General features: G+C 53.3%; 25 protein-coding genes. 4 read left to right on the top strand and 21 right to left on the bottom strand.

Going from position 1 to position 24218, the window contains the following annotated elements:
* The first annotated feature begins 54 nt into the window (after positions 1–54).
* Together QZQ46_RS01495 and QZQ46_RS01490 are read left to right on the top strand one after the other, a co-directional pair.
* Positions 55–990, top strand: coding sequence for a LysR family transcriptional regulator (locus tag QZQ46_RS01495; protein WP_296826190.1), 936 nt, complete (start codon positions 55–57; stop codon positions 988–990).
* 74 nt (positions 991–1064) lie between these two features.
* Entirely contained in the window at positions 1065–3542 is a 2478-nt protein-coding gene (locus QZQ46_RS01490; RefSeq protein WP_296826189.1) for an excinuclease ABC subunit UvrA, read from the top strand.
* A gap of 151 nt (positions 3543–3693) precedes the next feature.
* Here QZQ46_RS01490 and QZQ46_RS01485 read toward each other — a convergent pair whose 3' ends face one another.
* From QZQ46_RS01485 to QZQ46_RS01450, 8 genes are all read right to left on the bottom strand, one after another.
* Positions 3694–3879 (bottom strand): FeoB-associated Cys-rich membrane protein, encoded by a 186-nt coding sequence (locus QZQ46_RS01485; RefSeq protein WP_044504158.1) that lies wholly within the window; start codon positions 3877–3879, stop codon positions 3694–3696.
* A gap of 33 nt (positions 3880–3912) precedes the next feature.
* Positions 3913–6297, bottom strand: a complete 2385-nt coding sequence (gene feoB / locus QZQ46_RS01480) for a ferrous iron transport protein B (protein ID WP_296826188.1) — start codon at positions 6295–6297, stop codon at positions 3913–3915.
* A gap of 20 nt (positions 6298–6317) precedes the next feature.
* The gene (locus tag QZQ46_RS01475; RefSeq protein WP_044504160.1) at positions 6318–6554 is read right to left on the bottom strand and encodes a FeoA family protein; all 237 of its coding nucleotides are present in this window, start codon (positions 6552–6554) and stop codon (positions 6318–6320) included.
* A 21-nt stretch (positions 6555–6575) separates the two neighbouring features.
* Positions 6576–6869: a DUF2325 domain-containing protein gene (locus tag QZQ46_RS01470; protein WP_044504161.1), complete on the bottom strand. Its 294-nt coding sequence runs from the start codon at positions 6867–6869 to the stop codon at positions 6576–6578.
* Between the two features lie 251 nt (positions 6870–7120).
* Positions 7121–9211, bottom strand: coding sequence for a cation-translocating P-type ATPase (locus QZQ46_RS01465; protein WP_296826187.1), 2091 nt, complete (start codon positions 9209–9211; stop codon positions 7121–7123).
* A gap of 2 nt (positions 9212–9213) precedes the next feature.
* Positions 9214–9846, bottom strand: a complete 633-nt coding sequence (locus tag QZQ46_RS01460; RefSeq protein WP_296826186.1) for an HMA2 domain-containing protein — start codon at positions 9844–9846, stop codon at positions 9214–9216.
* Between the two features lie 2 nt (positions 9847–9848).
* Positions 9849–10133 carry an HMA2 domain-containing protein gene (locus QZQ46_RS01455; RefSeq protein WP_065360473.1) on the bottom strand — a complete coding sequence of 95 codons (285 nt, stop codon included), beginning with the start codon at positions 10131–10133 and terminating at the stop codon, positions 9849–9851.
* An 80-nt stretch (positions 10134–10213) separates the two neighbouring features.
* On the bottom strand, positions 10214–10432 hold the full coding sequence (locus QZQ46_RS01450; RefSeq protein WP_044504165.1) for a hypothetical protein: 219 nt from the start codon (positions 10430–10432) through the stop codon (positions 10214–10216).
* 304 nt (positions 10433–10736) lie between these two features.
* Between QZQ46_RS01450 and QZQ46_RS01445 the strand changes: the two genes are divergently transcribed.
* On the top strand, positions 10737–11456 hold the full coding sequence (locus tag QZQ46_RS01445) for a hypothetical protein (RefSeq protein WP_296826185.1): 720 nt from the start codon (positions 10737–10739) through the stop codon (positions 11454–11456).
* On the opposite strand, the gene dprA is transcribed toward QZQ46_RS01445, so the two are convergent.
* From dprA to hrcA, 12 genes are all read right to left on the bottom strand, one after another.
* Positions 11451–12575 carry a DNA-processing protein DprA gene (dprA, locus tag QZQ46_RS01440; protein ID WP_296826184.1) on the bottom strand — a complete coding sequence of 375 codons (1125 nt, stop codon included), beginning with the start codon at positions 12573–12575 and terminating at the stop codon, positions 11451–11453. The genes QZQ46_RS01445 and dprA overlap by 6 nt on opposite strands.
* 13 nt (positions 12576–12588) lie before the next feature.
* Positions 12589–14094, bottom strand: a complete 1506-nt coding sequence (locus QZQ46_RS01435) for a YifB family Mg chelatase-like AAA ATPase (RefSeq protein ID WP_296826183.1) — start codon at positions 14092–14094, stop codon at positions 12589–12591.
* A gap of 4 nt (positions 14095–14098) precedes the next feature.
* Positions 14099–14470 carry a YraN family protein gene (locus QZQ46_RS01430; RefSeq protein ID WP_296826182.1) on the bottom strand — a complete coding sequence of 124 codons (372 nt, stop codon included), beginning with the start codon at positions 14468–14470 and terminating at the stop codon, positions 14099–14101.
* A 103-nt stretch (positions 14471–14573) separates the two neighbouring features.
* Entirely contained in the window at positions 14574–14702 is a 129-nt protein-coding gene (locus tag QZQ46_RS01425) for a hypothetical protein (protein ID WP_296826181.1), read from the bottom strand.
* Entirely contained in the window at positions 14699–15043 is a 345-nt protein-coding gene (locus tag QZQ46_RS01420) for a histidine triad nucleotide-binding protein (protein ID WP_292278308.1), read from the bottom strand. The genes QZQ46_RS01425 and QZQ46_RS01420 overlap by 4 nt, the downstream gene beginning before the upstream one ends.
* Positions 15044–15081: 38 nt before the next feature.
* Complete coding sequence (gene mtaB, locus QZQ46_RS01415) at positions 15082–16401, bottom strand: tRNA (N(6)-L-threonylcarbamoyladenosine(37)-C(2))-methylthiotransferase MtaB (RefSeq protein WP_296826180.1); 1320 nt, start codon at positions 16399–16401, stop codon at positions 15082–15084.
* The gene (locus QZQ46_RS01410; RefSeq protein ID WP_296826179.1) at positions 16401–17129 is read right to left on the bottom strand and encodes a 16S rRNA (uracil(1498)-N(3))-methyltransferase; all 729 of its coding nucleotides are present in this window, start codon (positions 17127–17129) and stop codon (positions 16401–16403) included. Before QZQ46_RS01410 ends, mtaB begins: the two co-directional genes overlap by 1 nt.
* Before the next feature lie 4 nt (positions 17130–17133).
* Positions 17134–18009, bottom strand: coding sequence for a 50S ribosomal protein L11 methyltransferase (gene prmA / locus QZQ46_RS01405; protein WP_296826178.1), 876 nt, complete (start codon positions 18007–18009; stop codon positions 17134–17136).
* Positions 18010–18029: 20 nt separating this feature from the next.
* Entirely contained in the window at positions 18030–19361 is a 1332-nt protein-coding gene (dnaJ, locus tag QZQ46_RS01400; protein WP_296826177.1) for a molecular chaperone DnaJ, read from the bottom strand.
* A 23-nt stretch (positions 19362–19384) separates the two neighbouring features.
* Entirely contained in the window at positions 19385–21235 is a 1851-nt protein-coding gene (gene dnaK, locus QZQ46_RS01395) for a molecular chaperone DnaK (RefSeq protein ID WP_296826176.1), read from the bottom strand.
* 33 nt (positions 21236–21268) lie between these two features.
* Entirely contained in the window at positions 21269–21871 is a 603-nt protein-coding gene (grpE, locus tag QZQ46_RS01390; RefSeq protein WP_296826175.1) for a nucleotide exchange factor GrpE, read from the bottom strand.
* An 18-nt stretch (positions 21872–21889) separates the two neighbouring features.
* Positions 21890–22924 carry a heat-inducible transcriptional repressor HrcA gene (hrcA, locus tag QZQ46_RS01385; protein WP_225069726.1) on the bottom strand — a complete coding sequence of 345 codons (1035 nt, stop codon included), beginning with the start codon at positions 22922–22924 and terminating at the stop codon, positions 21890–21892.
* Between the two features lie 306 nt (positions 22925–23230).
* Between hrcA and QZQ46_RS01380 the strand changes: the two genes are divergently transcribed.
* On the top strand, positions 23231–23635 hold the full coding sequence (locus QZQ46_RS01380; protein ID WP_292278315.1) for an OsmC family protein: 405 nt from the start codon (positions 23231–23233) through the stop codon (positions 23633–23635).
* A gap of 108 nt (positions 23636–23743) precedes the next feature.
* Here QZQ46_RS01380 and QZQ46_RS01375 read toward each other — a convergent pair whose 3' ends face one another.
* Entirely contained in the window at positions 23744–24013 is a 270-nt protein-coding gene (locus QZQ46_RS01375; RefSeq protein ID WP_296826174.1) for a helix-turn-helix transcriptional regulator, read from the bottom strand.
* Positions 24014–24218: the final 205 nt, after the last annotated feature.

Below are 24218 nucleotides of genomic sequence, written 5' to 3'. Positions count from 1 at the left end.
TGAGAATCGTCAATAAGTTACCATGGTATTAACCAAAAGTTTACGGAGGCTATGATGGATATTCAAAACCTGCAAACTTTCCTGGCTGTCGCCAAGCTGGGAAGCTTTACCAAGGCGGCTGAACAGAACTTCATTTCCCCGACAGCCGTCATGAAGCAAATCAATAAACTCGAAAGTGAACTGGACTGCACCCTCTTGGAGCGATCGTCAGCCGGCATCCGCTTGAAGCCGGAAGGCGAGGTTTTCCTCGCCTATGCTCAGCAGCTGATTGAGCTCTCCCACGAGGCCTATTTGGCCTGCCATAAGGCGACGAACCAAAGTTTCACCCTGCGTCTGGGGACGTCCCTCCTCCATCCCAGCCGTCCCTTTTTATCGATTTGGAACCGCATCAAGGACAAGCTGCCCCAATACAGCCTGACCATCGTCCAGCTCCCAAGCGACCTTATCACCCAAAACCGGGAATACGAAGCCCTGGGAAAGACCTGCGACATCCTCATCGGCACCTTTGATCAGGCGACGACCCACACCTTGGTCGACGCCGTTCCCTTAGGCTCTTATCGCTTCAGTATCGCCGTCCGCTCAGACAATCCCTTAGCCGAAAAAGACCTGTTAGAAATCAAAGACCTGGAAAACCAGCACCTGCTCATGGTCCCTAAGGGCATCAGCCATAAAAACGACCTGCTCCGAGCTCAGATGGAGCAAGAGCTGGCCCATTGCCAAATTCTCGAAACGCCGGGCCGTTACAGTCTCGATACCTTCAATGCCGCCATCGACAAAAATGCCGCCCTCATCAACCTGACGCCCTGGGAAGACATCCATCCCGGCCTGGTCAGCATTCCCTTGGCGACGGATATCACCGTCGACTACGGCATCTTAGCTGCCAAAGATGCACCGTCTCGGGTAAAAGAATTTCTATCGACCATCCGCTACCATCTCCTCACCCAAATGGGCGAATACGGCCCGGTTACGCCTGTCGAAGGAAGTCCCTGACAGCCGCCTGAAATACGCAGCCCACCGTACGCTGCCAAAATGTTTACCTTTTTCCATTACCGGGAGTGAAAACCATGATTGATAAAATGCTCATCCGCGGCGCCAAGGTCCATAACCTGAAAAACATCGACGTCGATATCCCCCTTCATAAAATCGTCGGCATTGCCGGCGTTTCCGGCTCGGGCAAGTCGTCCCTGGCCCTGGGCGTCCTCTACGCCGAAGGCTCCCGCCGCTACCTGGAATCCCTGTCAACCTATACTCGCCGCCGCATGACCCAGGCCTCGCAGGCCGCCGTCGACGAAGTCCTCTATGTGCCGGCGGCCTTGGCCCTGCACCAACGGCCCGGCGTTCCGGGCATCCGCAGCACCTTCGGCACGGGTACAGAACTTCTAAACAGCCTGCGCCTCATCTATTCCCGCCTGGCCAGCCACCGCTGCCCGAACGGGCACTACGTCCGGCCATCCTTAAACGTAGCCGCCGAAAAAGACCTCGTCTGCCCGGAATGCGGCGTCCATTTCATGGCCCCGTCGGCAGAAGAACTGGCCTTTAACTCTCAAGGCGCCTGCCCCGACTGCAGCGGCACGGGAACGGTCCGCACCGTCGACATGGCGACCCTCGTTCCCGACGAATCCATCAGCATCGACGACGGCGCCGTCGCCCCTTGGAACAGCCTCATGTGGTCCCTCATGACCGACGTCTGCCGGGCCATGGGCGTCCGCACAGACGTGCCCTTTCGCGATTTGACGGCCGAAGAAAAAGACATCGTCTACCACGGACCGGCCGTGAAGAAGCACATTTTCTACAAATCTAAAAATTCCAATGAAGCCGGCGAACTCGACTTCACCTACTATAACGCCGTCTACACCGTCGAAAACGCCTTGTCTAAGGTCAAGGACGAAAAGGGCATGAAGCGCGTCGAAAAATTCTTAAAAGAAGAAGTCTGCCCGACCTGCCACGGGACCCGCCTGTCGGAAGCAGCCAGGGCCCCTAAGGTACAGGGCATCTCCCTCGACGAATCCTGCACCATGACCCTCTCGGCCTTAACAAAGTGGGTACAAGCCGTTCCGAAATCCCTCCCCAAAGACATGGTTCCCATGGCCGACAGCATCGTAGAGGCCTTCCAAAATACGGCCAAGCGCCTCATCGATCTGGGCCTGGGTTACCTCACCCTCGACCGCTCGGCAGGCACCCTCTCGACGGGAGAACGGCAGCGGATGCAGCTGGCCCGGGCCGTCCGCAATCGGACGACGGGAGTCCTCTACGTCCTCGACGAACCGTCTATCGGCCTCCACCCGGCAAACATCGTCGGCCTTACGGGCGTCATGAACGATTTGGTAGCCGACGGAAATTCCGTCATCCTCGTCGACCACGACACGCAGATTTTAAAAGAGGCCGACTGGATTATCGAAATGGGCCCGAAAGCCGGCGTCAATGGCGGCCATGTATTGGCAGAAGGAACCCTTCCTGCCATCGAAGAAAATCCCGTCTCCCAAATCGGCCCCTTCCTGTCGGGCAAGGCCAATACCAAAATCCGTCCCGACGTCCCGCAGGACGAGCTCTTTGCCAACGGTCAAATCCATCTTTCTACAACGGCCATTCACACCGTAAAACCGCTCGATCTCACCATCCCCAAGGGGCGTTTGACCGTCGTCACCGGCGTATCGGGATCGGGCAAGACGACGATGGTCCTCGAAAGCCTGATTCCCGCCATTGAATCCGTCATAGCGAAGCGTCCCCTGCCGGCTCACATTAAAGGCGTCGACGCCGGCGGCATCGAGCAGGTAAAACTCATTGACGCCACGCCTATCGGCATCAACGTCCGCTCGACCGTTGCGACCTATGCCGGCGTTCACGACGAACTGCGAAAGCTCTATGGAAAATCGCCAGAGGCCAAAGAACAAGGCTACAAGGCCAGAAATTTTTCGTACAACACGGGCTCCCTGCGCTGCCCCGACTGCGACGGCACGGGTACCATCAGCCTCGACGTCCAGTTTCTCCCGGACGTCCATATCCCCTGCCCGACCTGCCATGGCTCGCGCTACGCCCCGGCCGCATCGGCCGTTAAATTGACCAACAAAGAGGGAATCTCCCGGACGCTGCCGGAATTGATGGCCATGGATGTCGACGACGCCGTCACCTTTTGCACCGAATGGAAGGGCGTCTCGCAGCGGCTCACAACGCTCAGCCGCCTCGGTCTGGGATACCTGACCCTCGGCGAAGAAACGCCCGGCCTATCCGGCGGCGAAGCTCAGCGCTTGAAACTGGCCAGTGAAATGGGGCGCACCCAAACGGCATCCCTCTTCGTCTTCGATGAACCGAGCATCGGCCTCCATCCCCTGGACGTCCAGGTCCTGCTCCGCGTCTTCCAGGCCCTCCTCGACAGGGGTGCGACGGTCGTCGTCATCGAACACGATCTCGACGTCATCCGTAACGCCGACTACATCATCGACATGGGCCCCGGCGGCGGCGAAGAAGGCGGCCGCATCACAGCCATCGGCACACCGGAAGCCATAAAACAGAATAAAGACAGCATCACTGGCCAATACCTATGACACAAAAAGCCTCATCACGGATTTCTTTATATCTCCGATAAAGAAATCCATGGTGAGGCATCTTATTTTTTACAGCAAATTTGTGTTTCCATACAAAAGAACCTCCACCGACCAAGTTGACCGATGGAGGCTCTTTGCTGTTATCTGCTATTTATTTTTGGCAGCAAGGCGGGAGTTTCGATTTATCCCCCGTCTTTGACTGTCCGCTTGACGAGCAGCTGCCCGAGCAGCCGCCGCAGCAGCCTGCCGTTCCGTTGAACAGGCCGCGGACGTGACGGATGAAGTACGCTACGGCGATGATGACGACGATAGCGACAATAATCGTTGCAGGACTCATACCAGAACCCCCCTTTCTATGGGATAGAGGATCTTATGCACCGAGACCGGCCATAAGAGCCAACTGATAGGTAACGTAAGCCAGGACATAAGCCAAGACGAGGCACATGCCATCGCTGGCAAGGAGCATCTTCCAAGAACCCGTTTCACGCTTGATGACTGCCATTGCAGCGACGCAGGGCATGTACAGCAAGGTGAAGACCATCAGCGACAGGGCAACGGCGGGGTTGAAGTTCGGGTCATCAGCCAAGAAGGTGATGAGGTTGGCTTCATGGGTATCGTCAGCCTGGACGCTGTAAATCGTAGCCAAGGTCGAAACCATGACTTCCTTAGCGGCCGTGCAGGCTACGATGGCGACACCGATCTTCCAGTCATAACCGAGCGGTGCGATAACCGGTTCGATGAAGTGGCCTAAGCGGGCTGCATAGGACTGGGAAATCTTTTCAGCATTCTGCTGGCTGTCGAGTTCCGTCGTAGCATCGTCAGCAGCGACTTTGGCATCGAATAAGGGCAGAGCCTGAGCATATACCGTCGGATTGGAAGCTTCGAGATCGGCAAAAGCATCGGGATACTGTGGTTTTTCTTCAACGGCTTCAGCCTGCTGGACGCTTTCTACGTCTTCTTCTTCGCTGTCTTCTTCTTCAGCAGCAGCGTCGGCAGCGGCAACCATCGATTCATACATGCCGTTCAATTCACTGTTTTCTTCGATGGACGTAAGGCCGTAAGTCTGGAGGATACCGGCCTGCTGCTGTTCCATCTGAGCCGTAACCTGTTCTTTAGCGGCATCGAAGTCCTGAGAATACTGGACATCCATAGGATATGCCGTGAGGAACCAAACGATGATCGAAGCACCGAGGATAAAGGTACCGGCCTTTTTGAGGTACAGTACACTGCGTTCCCACATATGCATAAGAACGCCCTTGAGGGTCGGAATGTGGTACGGCGGCATTTCCATGACGAACGGTTCCTGTTCGCCTTTAAAGGTCGTATGACGCAGGACCAAGGCGACGGCAACGGCGACGATGATACCCAAGAGGTAGACGCCGAAGAGGACCGTACCGCCATAACCGGAAGCGCCGAAGAAGGCGCCGATGAGCAGGGTGTAAACAGGAAGACGAGCACCGCAGCTCATGAAGGGGCACGCCAGGATAGTGACCAGGCGGTCCTTTTCATTATCGAGAGTACGAGCGGCCATGATGCCCGGTACGTTACAGCCAAAGCCGAGAATCATGGGGATAAAGGACTTGCCGTGCAGGCCGAGAGCTCTCATAGCGCGGTCGATAAGGAAAGCAGCGCGGGCCATGTAGCCCGTGTCTTCGAGCAAACTGATAAAGAAATATAAGAGGACGATAAGCGGTACGAAACTGAGGACCGAACCGACACCGCCGATAACGCCGTCGACGAGGAGCGAGCGCAGCTGTTCATCTTCGACGACCGTACTCAGCCAGTCACCGAGCATGCCAAACCCTTGATCGAGCCAATCCTGCGGATAGGCACCGAGGTCGATGACGACGGTAAACATGAGCCACATGAGGCCTAAGAAAATAGGAATCCCCAAGACGCGGTGCGTCAGGACGCGGTCGATTTTATCAGACAAGGTATCGCTCGTACCGACATTAATAATGGATTTATTAAATACGTCAGTCGCAAATTGATAGCGGCATTGAGCAAAATAAAAGTCTAAATCGAGGTTTTTAGCCAGGGAATCGCGGAGAGAAGCCGCCAGTTCCAAGATATGTTCCGTACCGTCAATAGCCTTGACCTTGGCCACGGCATCGGAGTCGTTTTCAAGGAGTTTAACAGCCAGCCAGCGGATCGGATAATTGATGACGCCAATCTTATCGATGGCATCGGTCAATTCAGCAATCGCCGGTTCGACGTCAGCACCATAATCGACTTCCGCATTGACCAAGTGTTGTGCTTCCATGCTGGAAATCGCGTCGAGCAGTTCTTTCGTCCCTAAGTTTTTACTGCCGACTAAGGGAACGACGACGGCACCGATTTGACGGCCTAACTTTTCGAGGTCGATTTTAATGCCCATTCGTTCGGCAATATCCATCATATTCAAGGCGATGACCATCGGTCGTCCCAATTCGACGAGCTGAGCGGCCAAATACAAGTTACGTTCGAGATTCGAGGCATCGAGAACGTTGACGATGATATCCGGCTTTTCATTGATGATGACGTTACGGGCAACGACTTCGTCGAGGGACCGTGCCGTCAGGCTATACGTACCCGGAAGGTCGACAAAGAGCAAATCTTTGCCGTTAAAGGTGCGATGGCCTTCTTTCTTTTCGACAGTAACGCCGGGATAGTTGCCGACGTGCTGCTTTGAACCTGTAATGTTATTAAAAATCGTCGTTTTCCCGCAGTTAGGATTGCCGGCAAGGGCAATCTTAATCTTTCCTGCATTTTCCATGACTACTAAATACCCCCTTATTATTGATCCACGGCTACCGAAATCATAGCCGCTTCATTCATGCGCAAGGCCATAGCACAGCCTTTAATTTTGACTTCTACCGGATCTCCGAGAGGGGCCTTTTTAAAAACAGAAATGCGAGAACCTTTGACGACGCCCATATCTACCAGGCGATGCTGGATATTTCCCCGGCCTTCAAGGGCTTCGACAATACCTGACTGACCGACTTTCATGTCAGCTAACGAAACAATCTTCATGACTAACTCCCCTTTGCTTGCCTAGACGACGGCTTCCTCCGTCCTGGCTGCTAGTATAGTTTTCAGTGCGCTTGAGCTGCTGGTATGGGAACGGACAATATCCACGTTCTTGCGCTGGGCTTCCTTCAGAGCGCAGCGGACCATACTGTGACTCACGGTACTGGTAAACAACACCACAAGATCAGGCGACCCGATTTTCGACTTAAAATCACTGGGCACCTGAGTAAATACTTTGGCCTTATAATCGAATTCTTTGCAAATACGCTTATAACGGCACACCATGCAATCATTTCCACCTACGATGACAACACTCATTTACATCGCTCCTTTCAGCTCCGTAAATAATACTCACACATCCCTTCAGCTATTGATAATATATTTCATTACCAAATATATTATATATTTTTTCACATACTCTGTCAACACTTTGCTATTGAAATTCATTTATAAAAAGAAAGAAGCGCACGAAAGTACGCTTCTTTCTTTACAAAATGCACCTTGCCGCATTCTTTTTAATATGTGATTCTTTGTCTTAATTAAAACCTATTCTCTAAAATCGAGATTTTTTAGGCTCGCCGTTTCGGCATGGATGGCCCGAGAATGCGAACGCTGTTCAATACGACGGCCAAAGTCGCCGTATTGTGGATGACGGCGGCCCAGAGGGGACTTATCTTTCCTAAAGCGCCGAGAAGCATGGCCGCCGAGTTCACGGCAATGGTCGCCGTAAAGTTCTGGTTGATGGCCCGCATCGTTTCCCGTCCGATATGGAGGGCATCGTATAATTTAGCCGGGTCTTCCGAGCGGATCGTAATGGCCGCCGATTCGGCAGCGATGTCAGTCTTGTTGCCGCCCAGGCTGACGCCGATGTCGGAAAAAGCCAGGGCCGGCGCATCGTTGATGCCGTCGCCGACCATCATGACGTTGCCTCGTTTCTGCATCTTCATAACGTAGTTGGCCTTTTCTTCCGGCAGGATTTCGGCGTGGTACGAATCGATATCCATGTCGTGGGCTACTTCAGCTGCTACGTCTTTCGAATCGCCGGTCAGCATGACGACTTCGTCGATGCCTAAGCGGCGCATGCGGTTCAAGGTCTTTTTCATGCCCGGCCGAATCGGATCCTGTATGGTCAGGAAGCCGAGATACTGGCCGTCGCGGGCGATGTACAAGAGGTTCTTGCCCCAAGTCTTATTATCGGCTGCCGGCATGCCTTCTACCCCTTCTTCGGTCATGAAGCGGCGGCTGCCGACGAGGACATTGCCGCCGGGATAAGTTTCAAAGGACGGAACAACGGCCTTCATGCCCCGGGCAACGACCGTTTCCGACGAATCATGAGACGGCGTCTGCCAACCCTTGGCGTTAACGTATTTCTGTACGGCCACCGCTAAAGGATGAACAGAATGCATTTCAGCCGAAGCCGCCAGGAGGATCATTTCCTTATCGTTGACCCCTTCGACCGTTTCGATGTGGTCGATTTGGGGAACGCCCATGGTAATGGTCCCGGTCTTGTCGAGGACGACCGTATCGATTTCAGCCAGATTTTCGATGTAGTTTCCGCCCTTAATAAGAATCCCTTTCCGGGCTGCAACGCCGATAGCCGCCGAAATGGCCGTTGCCGTCGACAGTTTCAGACCGCACGAGAAGTCGATGAACAGCAAATTGAGAACTCTTTGCCAATCCTTCGTCGCCCCGTAGACGATAGCCGCACCGATAAAGGAAATGGGAACTAAGAGATTGGCCATCTTATCGGCAAAATTCTGAACCGGCGCCCGACGGGTCTGAGCTTCTTCGACGAGGTGGATGATCTGGGCCAGAGACGTATCGGCACCGACCTTTTCGACGCGGATGACGAGGTCCCCGGCTTCAATGACGCTGCCGGCATAGACAGCCGACTTTTCCTGTTTGATAGCCGGATTCGATTCGCCGGTAATGGAGGCCTGATTGACAGCGGCGTTGCCGTCGACAACGGTACCGTCGACGCAAATCTTTTCGCCGAGATGGACGGCGATGAGGTCGCCCCGCTTCAGCGATTCGACGGGAACCTTGCGTTCCCTGCCGTTTTCGATAATCCAGACGTCACGCTGATCCAGTTTCAAAAGGCCGGAAATCTGACGGCGTGCCCGTTCGGCAGCGTATTCCGTCATCATTTCAGCCCCGTTCGAGAGCGCCAGGAGAGTCAGACTCGATTCCGGCTTTCCGGACAGGACCGAAGCCGCCACAGCCGTTGCCGTCAACGTATCGGCGTTGGCCTGATGGTCTTTTACCAGGCCGAGGATACCGCTTTTAATATAGCGACGCGCGATGTATAAGGTAAAGAGTCGACGAAACAAGAGCATGGATCCGTAAAATTCCGGATTTACCTTGCGCAGGATGTTCATGGCAATGAAGCCGCCGACAGAGATGATGGCTTCCCGACGATAGGTGGCGACGTCCATTTCTTCCGGCTTATTTTCTTTTTTGCGGCCGTACTTATCTTCAAAGGCCCGGATAAAGAGCTTCAAGGCCCGTACATCGAGGTTCTTATGATAATAGACAGTGACTTTCTTTTCTTCCACAATGGCCGATACGATGCCGCTGACTTGGCGAAGCTTGACGCTCAGGATTGGACGCATGCGGCTGGGAATTTCGCTGTGAAGAAAAATCGTATTGCACAGGTACATGATCATTCCCTCCTCAGCAGCGAGAGAGCCCACCACAGCATCTGCGGCCCTGACGGGCGCTCACCCATGAAAACGGTCTTTCGCAGGCCGCGAATGATTAGGAACAAGGCGGCAACCGTCGTCAAATCGAGGAGATGATTTGATTTCTTTTTAATGATGCGGCTTAAAAAATCACCTGTCGCCCGGGCGACTTTGAGATAGGTTGTATCGTCTGACTTCGGAGCCCGTTTCCGATCGGCGTCATAGACGGCATTGATAATCCCTTCGACGGCATTGGGAAAGAGGCGGGAGCGGAAGAAATCTTCCAAAAGATCCAGCGCAGCTTCACTTGAAGCATAGACCAAAATACTGCCCGTAACGGTGTTGACCTCGATGGAACTGATGCCGGTCATGACACCGATTTTCTTTTCCATGAATTCGGCCAACCCTGCATTACCGACAAGGGACGCAGCCCGGTAGCGGCGACGGCCGGGGAGTGTGGACACGCAGGCAAAACGCGGCACATCAACAGTCTTTTCTCCTTGCATCGAAGGCGCACCGGCAAAGGCGCTGCCTCCCCTTTTCTTATTATGGAACAAGTCGTAAACGGCCTTTCCGATCGACGTGCCCACCATAAAACCTGAGGCGTATGACATAATCACCTTCTCCTTTCAGCATGGGTCATGATATAGTTTTCTACCCGAACGAGTTCTCGGTTTGTCCGCAGAAGCTGCGGACGGTAAGTAATCAATACCGAACCCGTAAGGACGTTGATATCGACATTATCGATTTCTTTATAGCTGGCAATATAGGCGTATACCTTGCGGCCCAATTCAGCATTGCCGATGAGTTTCTTACTGTGCAGGCGAATGCGGCCCGGTAAGTAAGACGAGATTGAGACAGAACGGATGATGAAGTCCCATTTCGACGTCGGAATAAACATAAACGCAGCCCTTTCTATCTTTTTACCCTTTAAAAAAGACCGTTACCGAAAGGCAACAGTCTTCTTTTGACAGTCTGTAATTATTTTGCCTGTGCGGCTTCCTGAGCTGCAATCATGTCTTCTAATTCTTCCTTCTGGCGCTGCAATTCAGCGAGGGGAACAGACGCCGTCAAAGCGCCGGCTGCCGGCTGCTGCATAGCCAAGAGCTGCTGTTCACGTTCGGACATTAATTTGTAGCCGAAAACCCCTGCGACGACACCAATACCTAAGCCAATCCAAAAATCCGTATTCTGAAACATACGACACATCTCCCTTTTTTAATAATCTATACCAAAATCTGATTTTATTATAAAGTGCATTTCTTCACTTGTCAATATTATTTATCAATATCAAGATAACTTTTTGATTTAAAATAGATTGTAAAAAGGCAGTCACTCAAGGATTACATAATCTCGTCTCCCGTAAAGCTTAAGATACCTATGCGAGTTCGCTGAACTCAGTACATTTATTTTATCGTCAAAATTTGCTATAATGAAACGTACCTCATGTATAAGTCAGGTAAATAATGAAATTATATCTTACTAATAGAAAGGTGTGATACGCTTGTTCAATCCGTCTCTCTTCAAAAAGGTTCAGGAAATAATCGCCGAAAACCCGGATAAACGGGTTCTTCCCCTTTCTTTCGATGGAATGAACTACTTTATCAAGCGACGTATGAGCAATGGCCGCAATGCTTTTGCCAAACAAAATCCGTCATCGGCCTTCTGGTGTGAGGCCTATAAGATTACGATGGTCAACTCCCGCCTGCCATTGGCGCCGAAAATCGTCCTCTTCGATGAAGATTTCTTCGTCATGGAAAATGTCGGCAGGCCCCTCCAGAGCATTGCAAAAGGAGAAGAGTACGTCGACGTGCGCCTCGATGCCTTCACCAAAGCCGGCGAAGGACTGGCCCGGCTCCATGCTGCCGGCCTGCACCACGGCCGCCCGGCCCTGCGGGATATCGCCTATGATCTGAAAACAAAAGCCATTACCCTCCTCGACTGGGAAAATGAAAAGAAATTCATCCATGCGCCGGCTGCCGTTCTCGATCTCTTCCTCTTTATTCACAGCTGCTTTCGTGAAAAATGGTCCGACTCCTCCCTTCTCGATGCCGCCCTTACAGGCTACACCAGTATCGAAGGAAGCAGGCGGACCATCAAAGGTCTGAAAAACCTGGTTCTCGATTACAATACCCTCTTCTACCTCTGTCATATCCTGACCCCCTTCGGCTGGATTGACGTCGTCTCCGTCGATAAGACGCGAAGCTATATTTCCCGCCTATAATCGAAAAGCTGCCGCAGCACAGCGGACAAAGCCGCCGGGCATTTCCTCGACGGCTTTTTTGAGCTGCAGCCGAAGGAGTGTATGCAGCAGTTCGGGAAGGGACAAGCCGGTCACGGACAGCAAATCTTCAGCCGGAATGGCCCGTTCCATCGACAAGGCCTGAAGGACGCAGGTCTCCTTGTCATCGAAGTCGACCGATGGACAGTCCTCAGCAGCCGCCGGAATATGCCAGCCCCGGCTTTGAAAGACCTGCAGGATATCGTCGGCTCCGGTCAAGGCCATGGCCCCCATCTGCAGCAAGTGATTCGTTCCCTTACTCGTTTCGGCAAAAATACTGCCCGGCATGGCAAAGACGTCGCGCCCTTCTTCCAGGGCAAAGTCGGCCGTAATGAGGGAACCGCTGCCAAGGGCCGCTTCAATGACGACAGTAGCTGCCGCAACGCCAGCGATGATTCGGTTGCGGGCCGGAAAGTGCTGAGCCCGCGGCTCGGTCCCAAAGGTATATTCCGAAAGGATGGCTCCGCCCTGCTCGACGATGTCTCGAAAGAGGCGCTTATTCTCCCGCGGGTACGTCCGATTGAGGCCATTGGCAACGACGACGACGGTCCGCCCCTTCCCTTTTAAAGCCCCGGTATGAACACGGGTATCGATGCCTCTGGCACCGCCGCTGACCAGGGTAATCCCCCGCTCGGCCAGACTCATGGCCAGGGTTTCGGCTGCGTTCAGCCCATAGGGACTGGCTTTTCGCGACCCGACCATGGCCAGGGTATATCGATCCGCTTCCAGCATTCCCTGACAAAAGAGGACCAGCGGCGGCTGGGCGATGAAGGGCAGCCAGCACGGATAGTCATCGTCCCACAAGGCAATGGGGCGCACGCCATAAAAGGAAAGCTTACGTTGAAATCCATCCCAATCAAAAACATTTCGTTCTTCAACGACTTTGCCAAAAGAAGCCGGTGAAAATCTCCATCGGCACCGCAGGTCGTCGTCCCACGAAGCCTGCCAAGCGGCCTTGGCCGAACGGTATCGGTCGAGGAGGGTCTTCAGACGCCGGCTGCCGAGGCCCGGAAGAGATTGGAGAGCCGCTGCGTACATCGTTTCTTCGGTCACGCCGTTCACGTCGTCTCCCCCTTTACAGTTTATTGCGGTAGCTGATGGCTTCGGCCACATGATGTTCCTGAATATCCTCAGCCCCGGAAAGGTCGGCAATGGTTTGGGCTACCTTGATGAGCCGGTCGTAACTGCGGGCGCTGAGGCGGAGTAAATCAAAGGCCTCACGCAGCATGTTCCGCGCTTCCGGACTCAGCGAGCACGTCTCCTTGATTTCCCGGTGCCCCATGTGGGCATTGCAGTAACAGTCATAGGCTGCCAGCCGCGCCGCCTGCCGTTCCCTGGCCCGAAGGACCCGGCCCCGTATCGCCTCGGAAGTCTCGGCCCCGCAGCCCCCTGCCAAGTCGCCGTAAGCCGGTCGGGCGACGCGGACGTGGAGGTCGATGCGGTCCAATAAGGGGCCGGAAATCTTATGGATATAGCGATAGCGGTTGTTTTCCGAACACGTACAGTCATCGTCAAAGCCATAACTGCCGCAGGGACAGGGATTCATGGCCGCCACCAGGACGAACCGCGAAGGATAAGATAAGGCGGCGTTGACTCTGGCGATGTGGACGATGCCGTCTTCTAAAGGCTGGCGCAGCACTTCCAGGACCGACCGGGGAAATTCCGGCAGTTCATCGAGGAAGAGGACGCCGTGGTGACTGAGGGTCACTTCTCCGGGATGAGGAATCGTACCGCCGCCTACCAGGCCTGCCCGGGAAATGGTATGGTGGGGACTGCGAAAGGGGCGCCGCTGCATGAGCTGCCCTTCTCGAAGGAGGCCGGCGACACTGTATATTTTGGTCACTTCCAAGGCCTCTTTTTTCGCCAAGGGCGGCAAGATCGTCGGAATCCTTTTAGCCAGCATGGTCTTGCCGCTCCCGGGCGGACCGATCATCAAGATATTATGACCGCCGGCGGCCGCGATTTCAAGGGCCCGTTTGGCTTCGACCTGGCCCTGTACTTCGGAAAAGTCGATATCGTAATCGAGGATATCGGCCTCTCTTTCCTGAGGCGTTATCGGCTTCAAAGTCATATCGCCCTTCAAATGACCGGCAACCTGTGACAAAGATTCGGCCGTATAGACCGTAACTGACGGACAAAGGAGAGCTTCGGCTCCATTTTTCGAACTGACGAAGACCGATTTGACGCCCTGAGCAGCACTTTCGATGACCATGGGCAGGACACCGTTTATCGGCCGGATTTCGCCATCGAGGGCCAGTTCTCCCAAAAAGAGGCAGTCCGCACAGGCTTCCAAGGGGATCTGACCGCTCGACGCCAAAATGGCAACGGCCAATCCCAAATCAAGGCCTGACGTATCCTTCTTCAAATCAGCAGGTGCCAAATTTACCGTCAGGCGGCGCATGGGAAATTCATAGCCGCTGTTCTTAATGGCCGCCCGGACACGCTCCTTGGCTTCTTTGACCGACGTCGACGCCAATCCTACCAGGTCAAAGGATGGCAAGCCGTTGGAAATATCCGTCTCGACGGCGATGACGTGACCGCCGAGGCCCAAGGTCGCAGCACCCGAAATGCGTGCAAACATGAATTCACCGCCTTTCTGCAAAGAAGGCATGGACGACGTGGCGAACAACGGGCTGGTCGTCAACTCCCGGCCAAACTTCGATGACGTCAAAGCGACAGGGCTTGTCCCACAAGCGGAACTGCGTCAGATAACCGGAGGCGACGCAGGTCAGTTTCTGCCGCTTCCGCCGTTCCACAGCCTCACAAGGCCTGCCGTAGCGTTCCGTTCGTCGCGTCTTGACTTCAATAAAAACGAGGGTCCTTCCATGATCGGCAATGATATCGATTTCGCCCATGCGATTTCGGTAGTTGCAGCAGCGGATGCGGTAGTCGGTCTGATGCCGTATATAAGCCAGTGCAGCCTGTTCTCCATAATACCCTAAAACCCGTGACTCCATGATACCTTCCCCTTTCATTTAGTTATTCCTTCCATTATAGTCGGCACGAATTAAAGAGGCGTAAAAAAAAGACCCCTGCGGGTCTTTTTTCATGAGAGAATCATTAGATTTTATGAATGGCTAAAAAAACGACGACGCCGATGAGGAGCACAATGGCAATGATACGGGTAAGCGAAGCCATGGAAAAGCGCACTTCACGCTGCGGTCTTCTTCGCGGCTGACGTTCACTCATACGCCGGGCCATGCCATTTCCTTGCCGCCTAAGATATGGGCGTGCATGTGATGAACGGTCTGACCGGCCTTTTCTCCCGTATTGAATACGACGCGGAAGCCGTCTTTATCGAGATTCATGACCTGTGCGACTTTTTGAATGGCATAGAGCATCTTGCCGGCCATATCGGCGTCATCCGGCGTCAGGGCTGCAATGCTCTGAACGTGTTTCTTGGGGATAACCAAAACGTGTACCGGTGCCACGGGATTGATGTCCTTGAAGGCGAAGAAATTATCGTCTTCCCAAACCTTGGTGCTGGGGATGTCCCCGGCGATGATCTTGCAGAAAATGCAGTCTTCCATAGTGAATTCCTCCTTCTTGGTACGGCGAAGTCAGCTTTTTATCCTTCAGCCAAAGGGCCTCGTCCGACAAGCTTCTTGCCGTCTGTTCCCACAAGGGTAACGGAGACGACCGTCCCCTGAGAACCTTCCGGCAGTCCCCGGACGGCGACGCGTTCATAGTTTCCCGTAAAACCTTCTCCATCGGTACCTTCCTGGGTTTCGACGAGGACCGAGGCCTTCGTCCCGACGAGGGACTCGAGGAGAGCCCCTTTCTGGCGGGCCGACAACTCATTGACCAATTCGACGCGGCGCTTCTTTTCAGCCGTATCGATCTGGCCACTCATGGTCGCAGCCGGCGTCCCCTTTCGCGGCGAATAAGGAAAGGCGTGAATATGGGAAAAATTGAGACGGCGCAAGGTTTCCATCGTGTCTTCAAAGAGAGCTTCCGTCTCACCAGGAAAGCCTAAGATGAGGTCCGTCGAGACCGTAAGACCACCGATACGGCTGCGCAGACGAGCGATGAGCTCTTCGTACTCAGCGACGGTATAATGGCGGTTCATGGCTTTTAACACGGCATCGGAACCGGCCTGAAGGGGCAGGTGCAGGTGACGGCAGATTCGATCGGAGCTGTTCATAACGGCAATCATGTCGTCGTCGATTTCCAGCGATTCGATAGACCCCATACGGATGCGGGGTACATCCGTTTCTTTGACCAAGCGGTCCAATATATGGGCCAAGGACGGATGATCGTCGAGATCCCGGCCATAGGCGCCGAGGTGGATGCCGGTCAGGACGATTTCCTTAAACCCGGCGTCGACCAGCCGTTTAGCTTCAGCAATGACGGCATCGGGACGGCGCGACTTCAGCGCACCGCGCGTATAGGGAATGATGCAGTACGCACAAAAATTATTGCACCCTTCCTGTATCTTCAGGTCTGCCCGCGTATGCTCCACTGCCGACGGATAGAGGGGAATTTCCTCAAACTCATCGTGTTGGCGCACGTCATGGACGGCCGTGAAAGCTTCCTCACTGCCGTTGTCGAGCAACTCGCCGACGATGGCTACGATGCGTTTTCGTTCGTTCGTCCCGACGACGGCATCGACTTCGGGCATGGACGCCAAAAGTTCCGGGTCGAGCTGAGCGTAGCAGCCGGTGACGATGACCTTGGCAGCATCATTGCGCTTCTTGGTCCGTCGAATGAGCTGGCGTGACTTTTTTTCACCGACTTGGGTAACCGAACAGGTATTGATGATATAGACGTCGGCAGAGCCGTTAAAATCGGCTTCTTCAAAGCCAGCCTGAAGAAATAAGCCCCGTATGCTGTCCGTATCGTATTGGTTGACACGGCAGCCCAGGGTAGCAAAAGCAATTGTTGGCATTACTTGAATCCTCTTTCGTACATAATGATAGACAAGGCCGCCAGCGACGCCGTTTCAGCACGCAGGATCCGCGGGCCGAGCGAGACGGTCCGGCACCAGGCAAACTGCTGTCCGGCGTAGGCGATTTCCTTTTCGGCATAGCCTCCTTCGGGTCCGATGGCAATGACGACGTCACCGGTCCGCACATCGTGGCAGGCTTCAGCCAGCGGCGCCGTTTCCCGTTCATAAGGAATGATGCAGCGCGTATCGGCATAAGCGTCGACAAAGTCCGTAAAGGTCATGACCGGCGCCACGTCGGGCACGTCGTCGCGACCGCACTGTTTAGCCCCTTCAAGGGCCAGGCGCTGCCACCGTTCAAGGCGGGACTTCTGCCGTTTATCATCTAATTTTACTACACAATATTCCATTTGTACAGGAACGATTCGGCTGACGCCGAGCTCCGTCGCCTTCTGTATGACCCAGTCGAACTTGTCGCCTTTTAAGATACCGGCAGCCAGGGTAACCGTCCCGGCCGAAGCCGTCGGATCGGATAGTTTTTTGGCCGGCGTCAAATAGGCCGAATGACCTTCGATGCGGGTAATGAAGCATTCATAGGTCGTACCGGTAACGTCGGTGACGGGAATCGTGTCGCCTACGGTGTGCCGCAGGACGAGGACGACGTGGCGGGCATCGTCAGCCGACAATTCAAAGGTCCCGCAAATGGGAAAATCCGTAAAAATCTTGCGCATGATCTCACCTCGTCAATTTCACGGCATACCAGCCGCTGCGAAGCTGTTCATCAGCCCAGATAAACCCAGCCTGTTCGGCAGCCGATCGGACCTCATCGATGCGGTCGTCGATGATACCGCTGACGATGAGCGTACCGCCCTCTTTTAAGTAGGGAGCTACCGTCGGAAGCAGGGCCAGAACGGCGTTCGTCACCAGATTAGCCACGATGACATCGGCCTTTTGGCCTTTTGGAATGGCTGCCAGGAGGTCGCTGTTGGCAATGGACAAGCGGTCTTCGACGCCGTTGATGGCGGCATTGACCCGAGCCTGGGCGACGGCGGTGCTGTCAAAGTCGACGGCCGCAGCATGAGCGGCGCCTAATTTTGCCGCGGCAATGGCCAAAATTCCCGTTCCCGTACCGATATCAAAGACGACGTCGCCGGGCTTTACGGCATCTTCGAGATACTGGACGCAGAGACAGGTCGTATCGTGAAAGCCGCTGCCAAAAGCAAGGCCGGGGTCGATCGTAAGGACGTCTTCATCAGGAGCCGGCGACGCTTTTTCCCAAGCTGGTTCAGCCCAGAAATGGCGGGAGATTTTCTTAGGATGGAAATGATCTTGCCAGGCAAAGAGCCAATCTTCATCGTTGACATTTTTTTCGATGACCTGCCAGTTGCCGAGGTCGGCACCGCGGCTTTCAAGGGCGTTCATTTTTTCTCGGATCGTTTCCACAAGGCCTTCTTGAGTCAGCGGAAAATACGCTGTAATGCGAACGCGGCCCTCAGGGTCCGACGTCTGGTCGTCGATGACCGAGCCGTTGCTGCCGCATTCATAAACAAGAAGGGCCACCAAATCGGTGGCCATTGGGGAAACGAGCAAATCGACTTCATTCCATTGCATCGTCTATTCTCCCTTCATCTTTACAGATCTTCTTTTAATCGGGCCCAACTCCAACAGAAGTCGTCCCGCAGCTTTCTCAAACTCAGAAAAAGGTCATCTTTCAGCTTCGTCCAGAAGCCTTTTTTGCCCTTCTTCGAGTCTTTTTTCGTATTGCTCACAGCACTGTCATCGGCCTTTTGTTTATCCGGCGTCGATTCAGCCGGCTTCGGCTCCCCCACCCACGTTTCACCGCCGGCATAGGCGAATTCACGCAGGAGCTGCTGCTGTTTATCATTCAATTTCTTAGGAACGGATACCGTGACCCGGACGTGGTGATCACCACGGCGGTTCTTGGCACCGAGGACAGGAACGCCTTTTCCGCGAAGGCGGAAGGTCGTACCGGTCTGCGTGCCGGCCGGAATGGTCAGTTCAACCTTCCCGTCCAGTGTTTCGACAAGGATTTTCGTCCCTAAAGCTGCCTGAGCAAAGGAAATCGTTTCCTGCGAGAGGATATCGTTCCCTTCGCGAACAAATTTAGAATCGCGGCGAACGAAGATATAGACGTACAAATCGCCGTGAGATCCGCCGCGGGTACCCGGTTCGCCTTCGCCGGCAACGCGCAGGCGTGCACCGTCATCGACACCGGCAGGGATCTTAATCTTCAGTTTCTTACGAACCTTTACGGTTCCCTTGCCATGACATTCCTTACATTTGTCATGAATGATCTTGCCTGTACCGCCGCAACGGCTGCAAGTGCGGACGTTGACCATCTGGCCAAAAGGCGTGTTCTGAACGACGCGCTGCTGGCCCGTACCGTGACAGTCGGGACAGGTATCGACCTTGCTGCCCGGTTCAGCCCCTTCGCCATGACAGTGAGTACACGTTTCTTCCTTGGGAACTTCAATTTCCATTTCCTTCCCAAAGGCCGCATCCTTGAAGGCAATATCAATGTCATAGCGCAGATCGGCACCTCGCTGAGGCCCGTTGGACGACTGGCGTCCGCCGCCCTGACCGCCGAAGAAGGAATCGAAGATATCTTCAAAGCCACCGAAGCCCTGACTGCTCTGGCCGAAACCGCCAAAGCCGCCAAAACCTCCGAATCCGCCCTGACCAAAACCAGCGCCGGAACCGGCAGCATTCCCATTTTGGAAGGCTGCCGGACCGAACTGGTCGTACTGGGCACGTTTTTGCTCATTAGACAAGACGCTGTAGGCTTCATTGATTTCTTTGAATTTTTCTTCAGCCGCTTTCGGATCATCGGGATTGCGGTCCGGATGATACTTGAGGGCCAGCTTTTTAAAGGCTTTTTTAATTTCTGCATCGCTGGCGTCTTTAGGGACGCCAAGCACTTCATAATAGTCTCTTTTGCTCATCTGAGAAGCCCCTCTTATCTATCTTACTTCTTATCGTCGTCAACTACGGTGTAATCGGCGTCAACTACATTGTCGTCTTTCGGCTGGCTGTCGCCTGCGTCAGACTGGGCGCTGCCTTCCGGCTGTGCCTGCTGGGCAGCGTCGGCATTCTTGTACATTTCGCTGGTCAAATCGTAAAGCGGCTTGGTCAAGGCTTCCGAAGCAGCTTTGATCTTGTCGACGTCGTCGCTCTTTACAGCTTCTTTCAAGTCGGCAATCTTATCTTTGATTTCCGAAACTTTAGCAGCGTCGGCTTTGTCGCCCATATCCTTGATGGTCTTTTCGGCCTGGTAAATGAGGGAGTCGGCGTTGTTCTTAGCTTCGATGCCTTCTTTACGTTTCTTATCTTCGGCTTCGTGAGCAGCAGCTTCTTTGACCATGCGGTCGATTTCGCTCTTGTCGAGGCCCGAAGAGGATTTGATGGTGATTTTCTGTTCCTTACCCGTTCCGAGGTCTTTTGCCGAAACGTTTACGATACCGTTAGCATCGATGTTGAAGGTAACTTCGATACGAGGTACTCCACGCGGAGCTGCCGGAATGCCCGTCAGTTCAAAGCGGCCGAGGGTCTTGTTGTCGGCAGCCATTTCGCGTTCGCCCTGAAGGACGTGGACGTCAACGGAAGGCTGGTTGTCGGCAGCCGTCGAGAATACCTGGCTTCCGGAAGTCGGGATCGTCGTGTTGCGGTCGATGATCTTAGTGAAGACACCGCCGAGGGTTTCAATACCGAGGGACAACGGCGTAACGTCGAGGAGGAGAACGTCTTTGACGTCGCCTACGAGGACGCCGGCCTGGATAGCAGCGCCGATAGCAACGCATTCGTCAGGGTTTACGCCCTTGCTCGGTTCTTTGCCGAGGATCGATTTAATAGCGTCCTGAACAGCCGGAATACGGCTGGAGCCGCCGACGAGGATGATCTTGTCGATTTCGTCGATGCTGAGACCGGAGTCAGCAATAGCCTTCTTGGTTGGTTCCATCGTAGCATGGACGAGGTCTTCCGTCAATTCGTTGAATTTAGCACGGGTCAAGGTCAGGTCGAGATGTTTCGGGCCCGAAGCGTCAGCCGTGATGAAGGGCAGGTTGATGTTCGTCGAAAGAACCGTCGACAATTCGATTTTTGCTTTTTCAGCAGCTTCTTTCAAGCGCTGATCGGCCATCTTATCCTGCGAGAGGTCGATGCCGGTCTGTTTCTTGAATTCGTCAACCATCCAGTCCATGACCTTGTTATCGAAGTCGTCACCGCCGAGTTTCGTGTTGCCGTTGGTAGCCTTTACTTCAAAGACGCCGTCGCCAAGTTCGAGGATCGAGACGTCGAATGTGCCGCCGCCGAGGTCGAATACGAGGATTTTGCCGTCGCCGCCTTTATCGAGGCCGTAAGCGAGAGCTGCTGCCGTCGGTTCGTTGACGATACGGAGAACGTCGAGACCGGCGATCTTGCCGGCATCTTTCGTAGCCTGACGCTGGCTGTCGTTGAAGTAAGCCGGAACGGTGATAACGGCCTGGGTTACTTTTTCGCCCAAGTAGCTTTCAGCGTCTTCCTTCAATTTCTGAAGGACCATAGCCGAAATTTCCTGCGGCGTATAGCTTTTGCCCTGAACGTCAACGGTGTAGCTTTCGCCCATGTGACGCTTAATCGAGGCAATGGTGTTTTCCGGGTTAGAAACGGCCTGGCGTTTTGCCAACTGGCCTACAAGGCGTTCGCCGGTCTTGGAAAAACCGACAACCGACGGGGTGAGACGAGAACCTTCCGTATTCGTGATGACCGTAGGTTCGCCGCCTTCCATAACAGCGACTACGGAGTTTGTCGTACCTAAGTCAATACCAATAACTTTGCTCATAAAAGATTCCTCCATTCTTATACTAAACGATAATTAACCGTTAAATGCAACTTTTACCATGGCCGGACGCAAGGTCTTTTCGCCCAGGAGATAACCTTCCTGGAGGACCTCTACGACGATATCATCATCGTATTCGTCACTGGGCACACGCATGACAGCCTGATGATAATTGGGGTCGAAAGGTTTGCCGACGGCATCGATTTTCGTGACCCCTTCCTTTTGAAGGACGTCCATAAGCTGTTTATAAATCATTTCATAGCCTTCGATAAAGGAGTGTACGTCGTCGGAAACGGCATCTGTCGGAGCCTTGAGGGCCCGTTCAAAATTGTCGATGACCGGCAGGATCTCGCCGATGACATCCATTTTGACGACTTCCGAAATTTGAAGCTTTTCGGAAGCAGTACGCTTCTTATAGTTGGCAAAATCAGCCTGCAGGCGGACGAACTTCTGCTCAAACTTAGCGGCTTTTTCCGCATCGGCCTTGTCAGCGCCGTCATTGGCATCCGGTTCTGTTTGTGCAGAGCCCTCATCTGCCGCCTGAGCGTCTACGGCTTCAGCCTTTTCCTTGGCAGCGTCTTCAGCCACTTTATTTGCTTCTTCCTGTAATACAGTATCTTTTTTCTCTTCGTTACTCATCTCGTTCGGTACTCCTCCTTACGTCTCGTCCTGGTAATGGGACAGCATCTGTGTCATATGCTGTTTCATGAAATCCAACAGGCCGATGATCTTGGCATACTCCATCCGAGCCGGCCCTAAGACGGCCAGCTTGCCGAGAACGACATCGTGATCGGTAAAGGTCGCTTCAATGATGCTGCAGTCGTTGATGGGAGACAACTTCGTTTCCTCACCGATGCGGACGGTAACGGACTGCCCTTCGCCTTCATCGTGAAGGATGTTGGCGACGATGTCCTGTTCTTCCAGCATGGTAAAGAGGCTCTTGGCCTTGTCGACGTCCTTAAATTCCGGCTTGTTGAGCAGTTCCGTCGTACCGCCTTTATAGAAATGCTCGCCTTGGCGGCGGGTCTGCTCCATCGCCCGGAAAGCCAGTCGATACAACTCGACATCGTCGACGATGGTTTCATGAAATGTTTCGATAGCCTTTTCATCGATGCGGTCCATGGCCGTACCGGTCAAATAGTTGGTCAGCTTCTGGGCAATGATGTTCAAATCGTCCATGCTGGCCCCGCCGGGTTTCGGGTAAATACAGTTTTCAACCTGTCCCGTATCGGTCACGACGATCATGATGGCTCTCCTGTCATCGAGGGGCAGGAAGCGGATGTACTTAAGCTTCGAGTTAAGCCGCTCCGACGCCATGATCAAGGTGACGTTGTGCGTAATCCGAGCCAGGAGCTTGGCCGTCGACTGAAATATTTCATCGACACTGCTCAGCTTATCCTGAAACCAGGATTGGACGAACTGCTTTTCCGCTTCCGTAATCTTCGTCGGTTTGAGGAGGCAGTCGACATAGAGCCGATAGCCTTTCAAGGATGGGACACGGCCGGCCGACGTATGCGGCTGTTCCAAGTATCCCATCATTTCCAAATCGAACATCTCGTTGCGGATCGTCGCCGGGCTGATGCCCAAGTCGTACTTGCGGGCAATCGTCCGCGACCCGACAGGCTCGGCAGAAGCGATATAGTCCTGAACGATGACTTGCAGTATCTTCTGTTTGCGTGCATCTAAGTTCATGACGATATCACCTCTGCTCATTTGACTTTTCTTAGCGTTCTGACTATTTGACCTCTAAGACTATATATAAGATAGCATGCCCCCATTCTTTTGTCAAGCGTTTATAGTCAAAAAGTCAAAAGAAATATCAAAATGGAAAAAGGCCGCATAAACTCCCTCATTCAACCGGCAAAATCGATATGAAAAGAAGCCGTAAAATCCGGGAAGTTTGCCTCTCGTCTGTGGTATAATCAAGAAAAGGGCAAACAGTTTAGGACGCCCTATATATAACATTAATTTGATTATCGTCTAAAAGGAGGAACTATCATGTCTCATGCAGCATTTAAAGGTAATCTGAGAAACGAACTGAACGACGCCAAAAAGAAACAGACCATCATCACCGACGGTCCGAAGAGTCACGGCGGCCTTGAAGAAACGTACTCCCCCGTCGAATTGCTGGCTGATACCTACGCATCCTGCGCCATCACCATCATGGCAGCCGTCGCCGGCCAACTGGGCTGCGACCTGACCGGAACCTATGCCGACACCGAGACATCTGTCGACGAAAAAGAATTCCGCATCGCCCACATCGGCATCCATTTCCATATGCCCAAATCCCTCGATGAAAGCCATCGCAGCGCCATCGAAGCCTCAACGCGTGACATGTGCATCGTAGGCCGCAGCCTCCATCCCGATATCAAAAAAGATTTGACCTTCACCTACGACGCATAAGAAATCTTTGCGGGTATCACCAGTTCATTCTTGATAGAGTAACAGGCCCCTTAGGATCAGACGAAAATCTGACCTTAAGGGGCTTTTCGTTTCTTACAAATATAATTTCTATTTATTTTCCTGTTTTACTTTTACCAATTTTTCCCGGTATATCGATTCCAGTTTATTCCAAAAACCAGCCGGCACGCCTAATACCAACTCGATTTTTTCAGCTATATCCGGAGTTAAATGAACTTCGCCATTCATTAATTTGCCGATAGTTGTTTCAGACATTCCCATCCGTTCAGAAAAATCGTTTTGGGTCATGCCTCGATCTTCAAGCTGTTCTTTAATGGTAGCACCGGGCGGCACAGCAATATAGCTCTTGCTTTCCAACATGACGCTCACTCCCCTCTACTTCTTAATTATATTGTATCTTGATTCTCAAGAACAATCAAGAATCGCCAAAATCGACAGTCGTTGTCTCATCACCAATGCTTCCCCAGCCTATCTGATTGTCTTCACGGAAATCTTATTCTTAATATTTCTCTTTCAATATCCGGCCCCCGGCATCACCGTAAAATGATGGGCATCAAAAAACTAT

It is taken from the genome of uncultured Megasphaera sp. (assembly GCF_900539295.1).
Lineage (GTDB): Bacteria > Bacillota > Negativicutes > Veillonellales > Megasphaeraceae > Megasphaera.
Note: the sequence above shows the minus strand (reverse complement) of the source record. Positions and strands in the feature narration are given on the sequence as shown.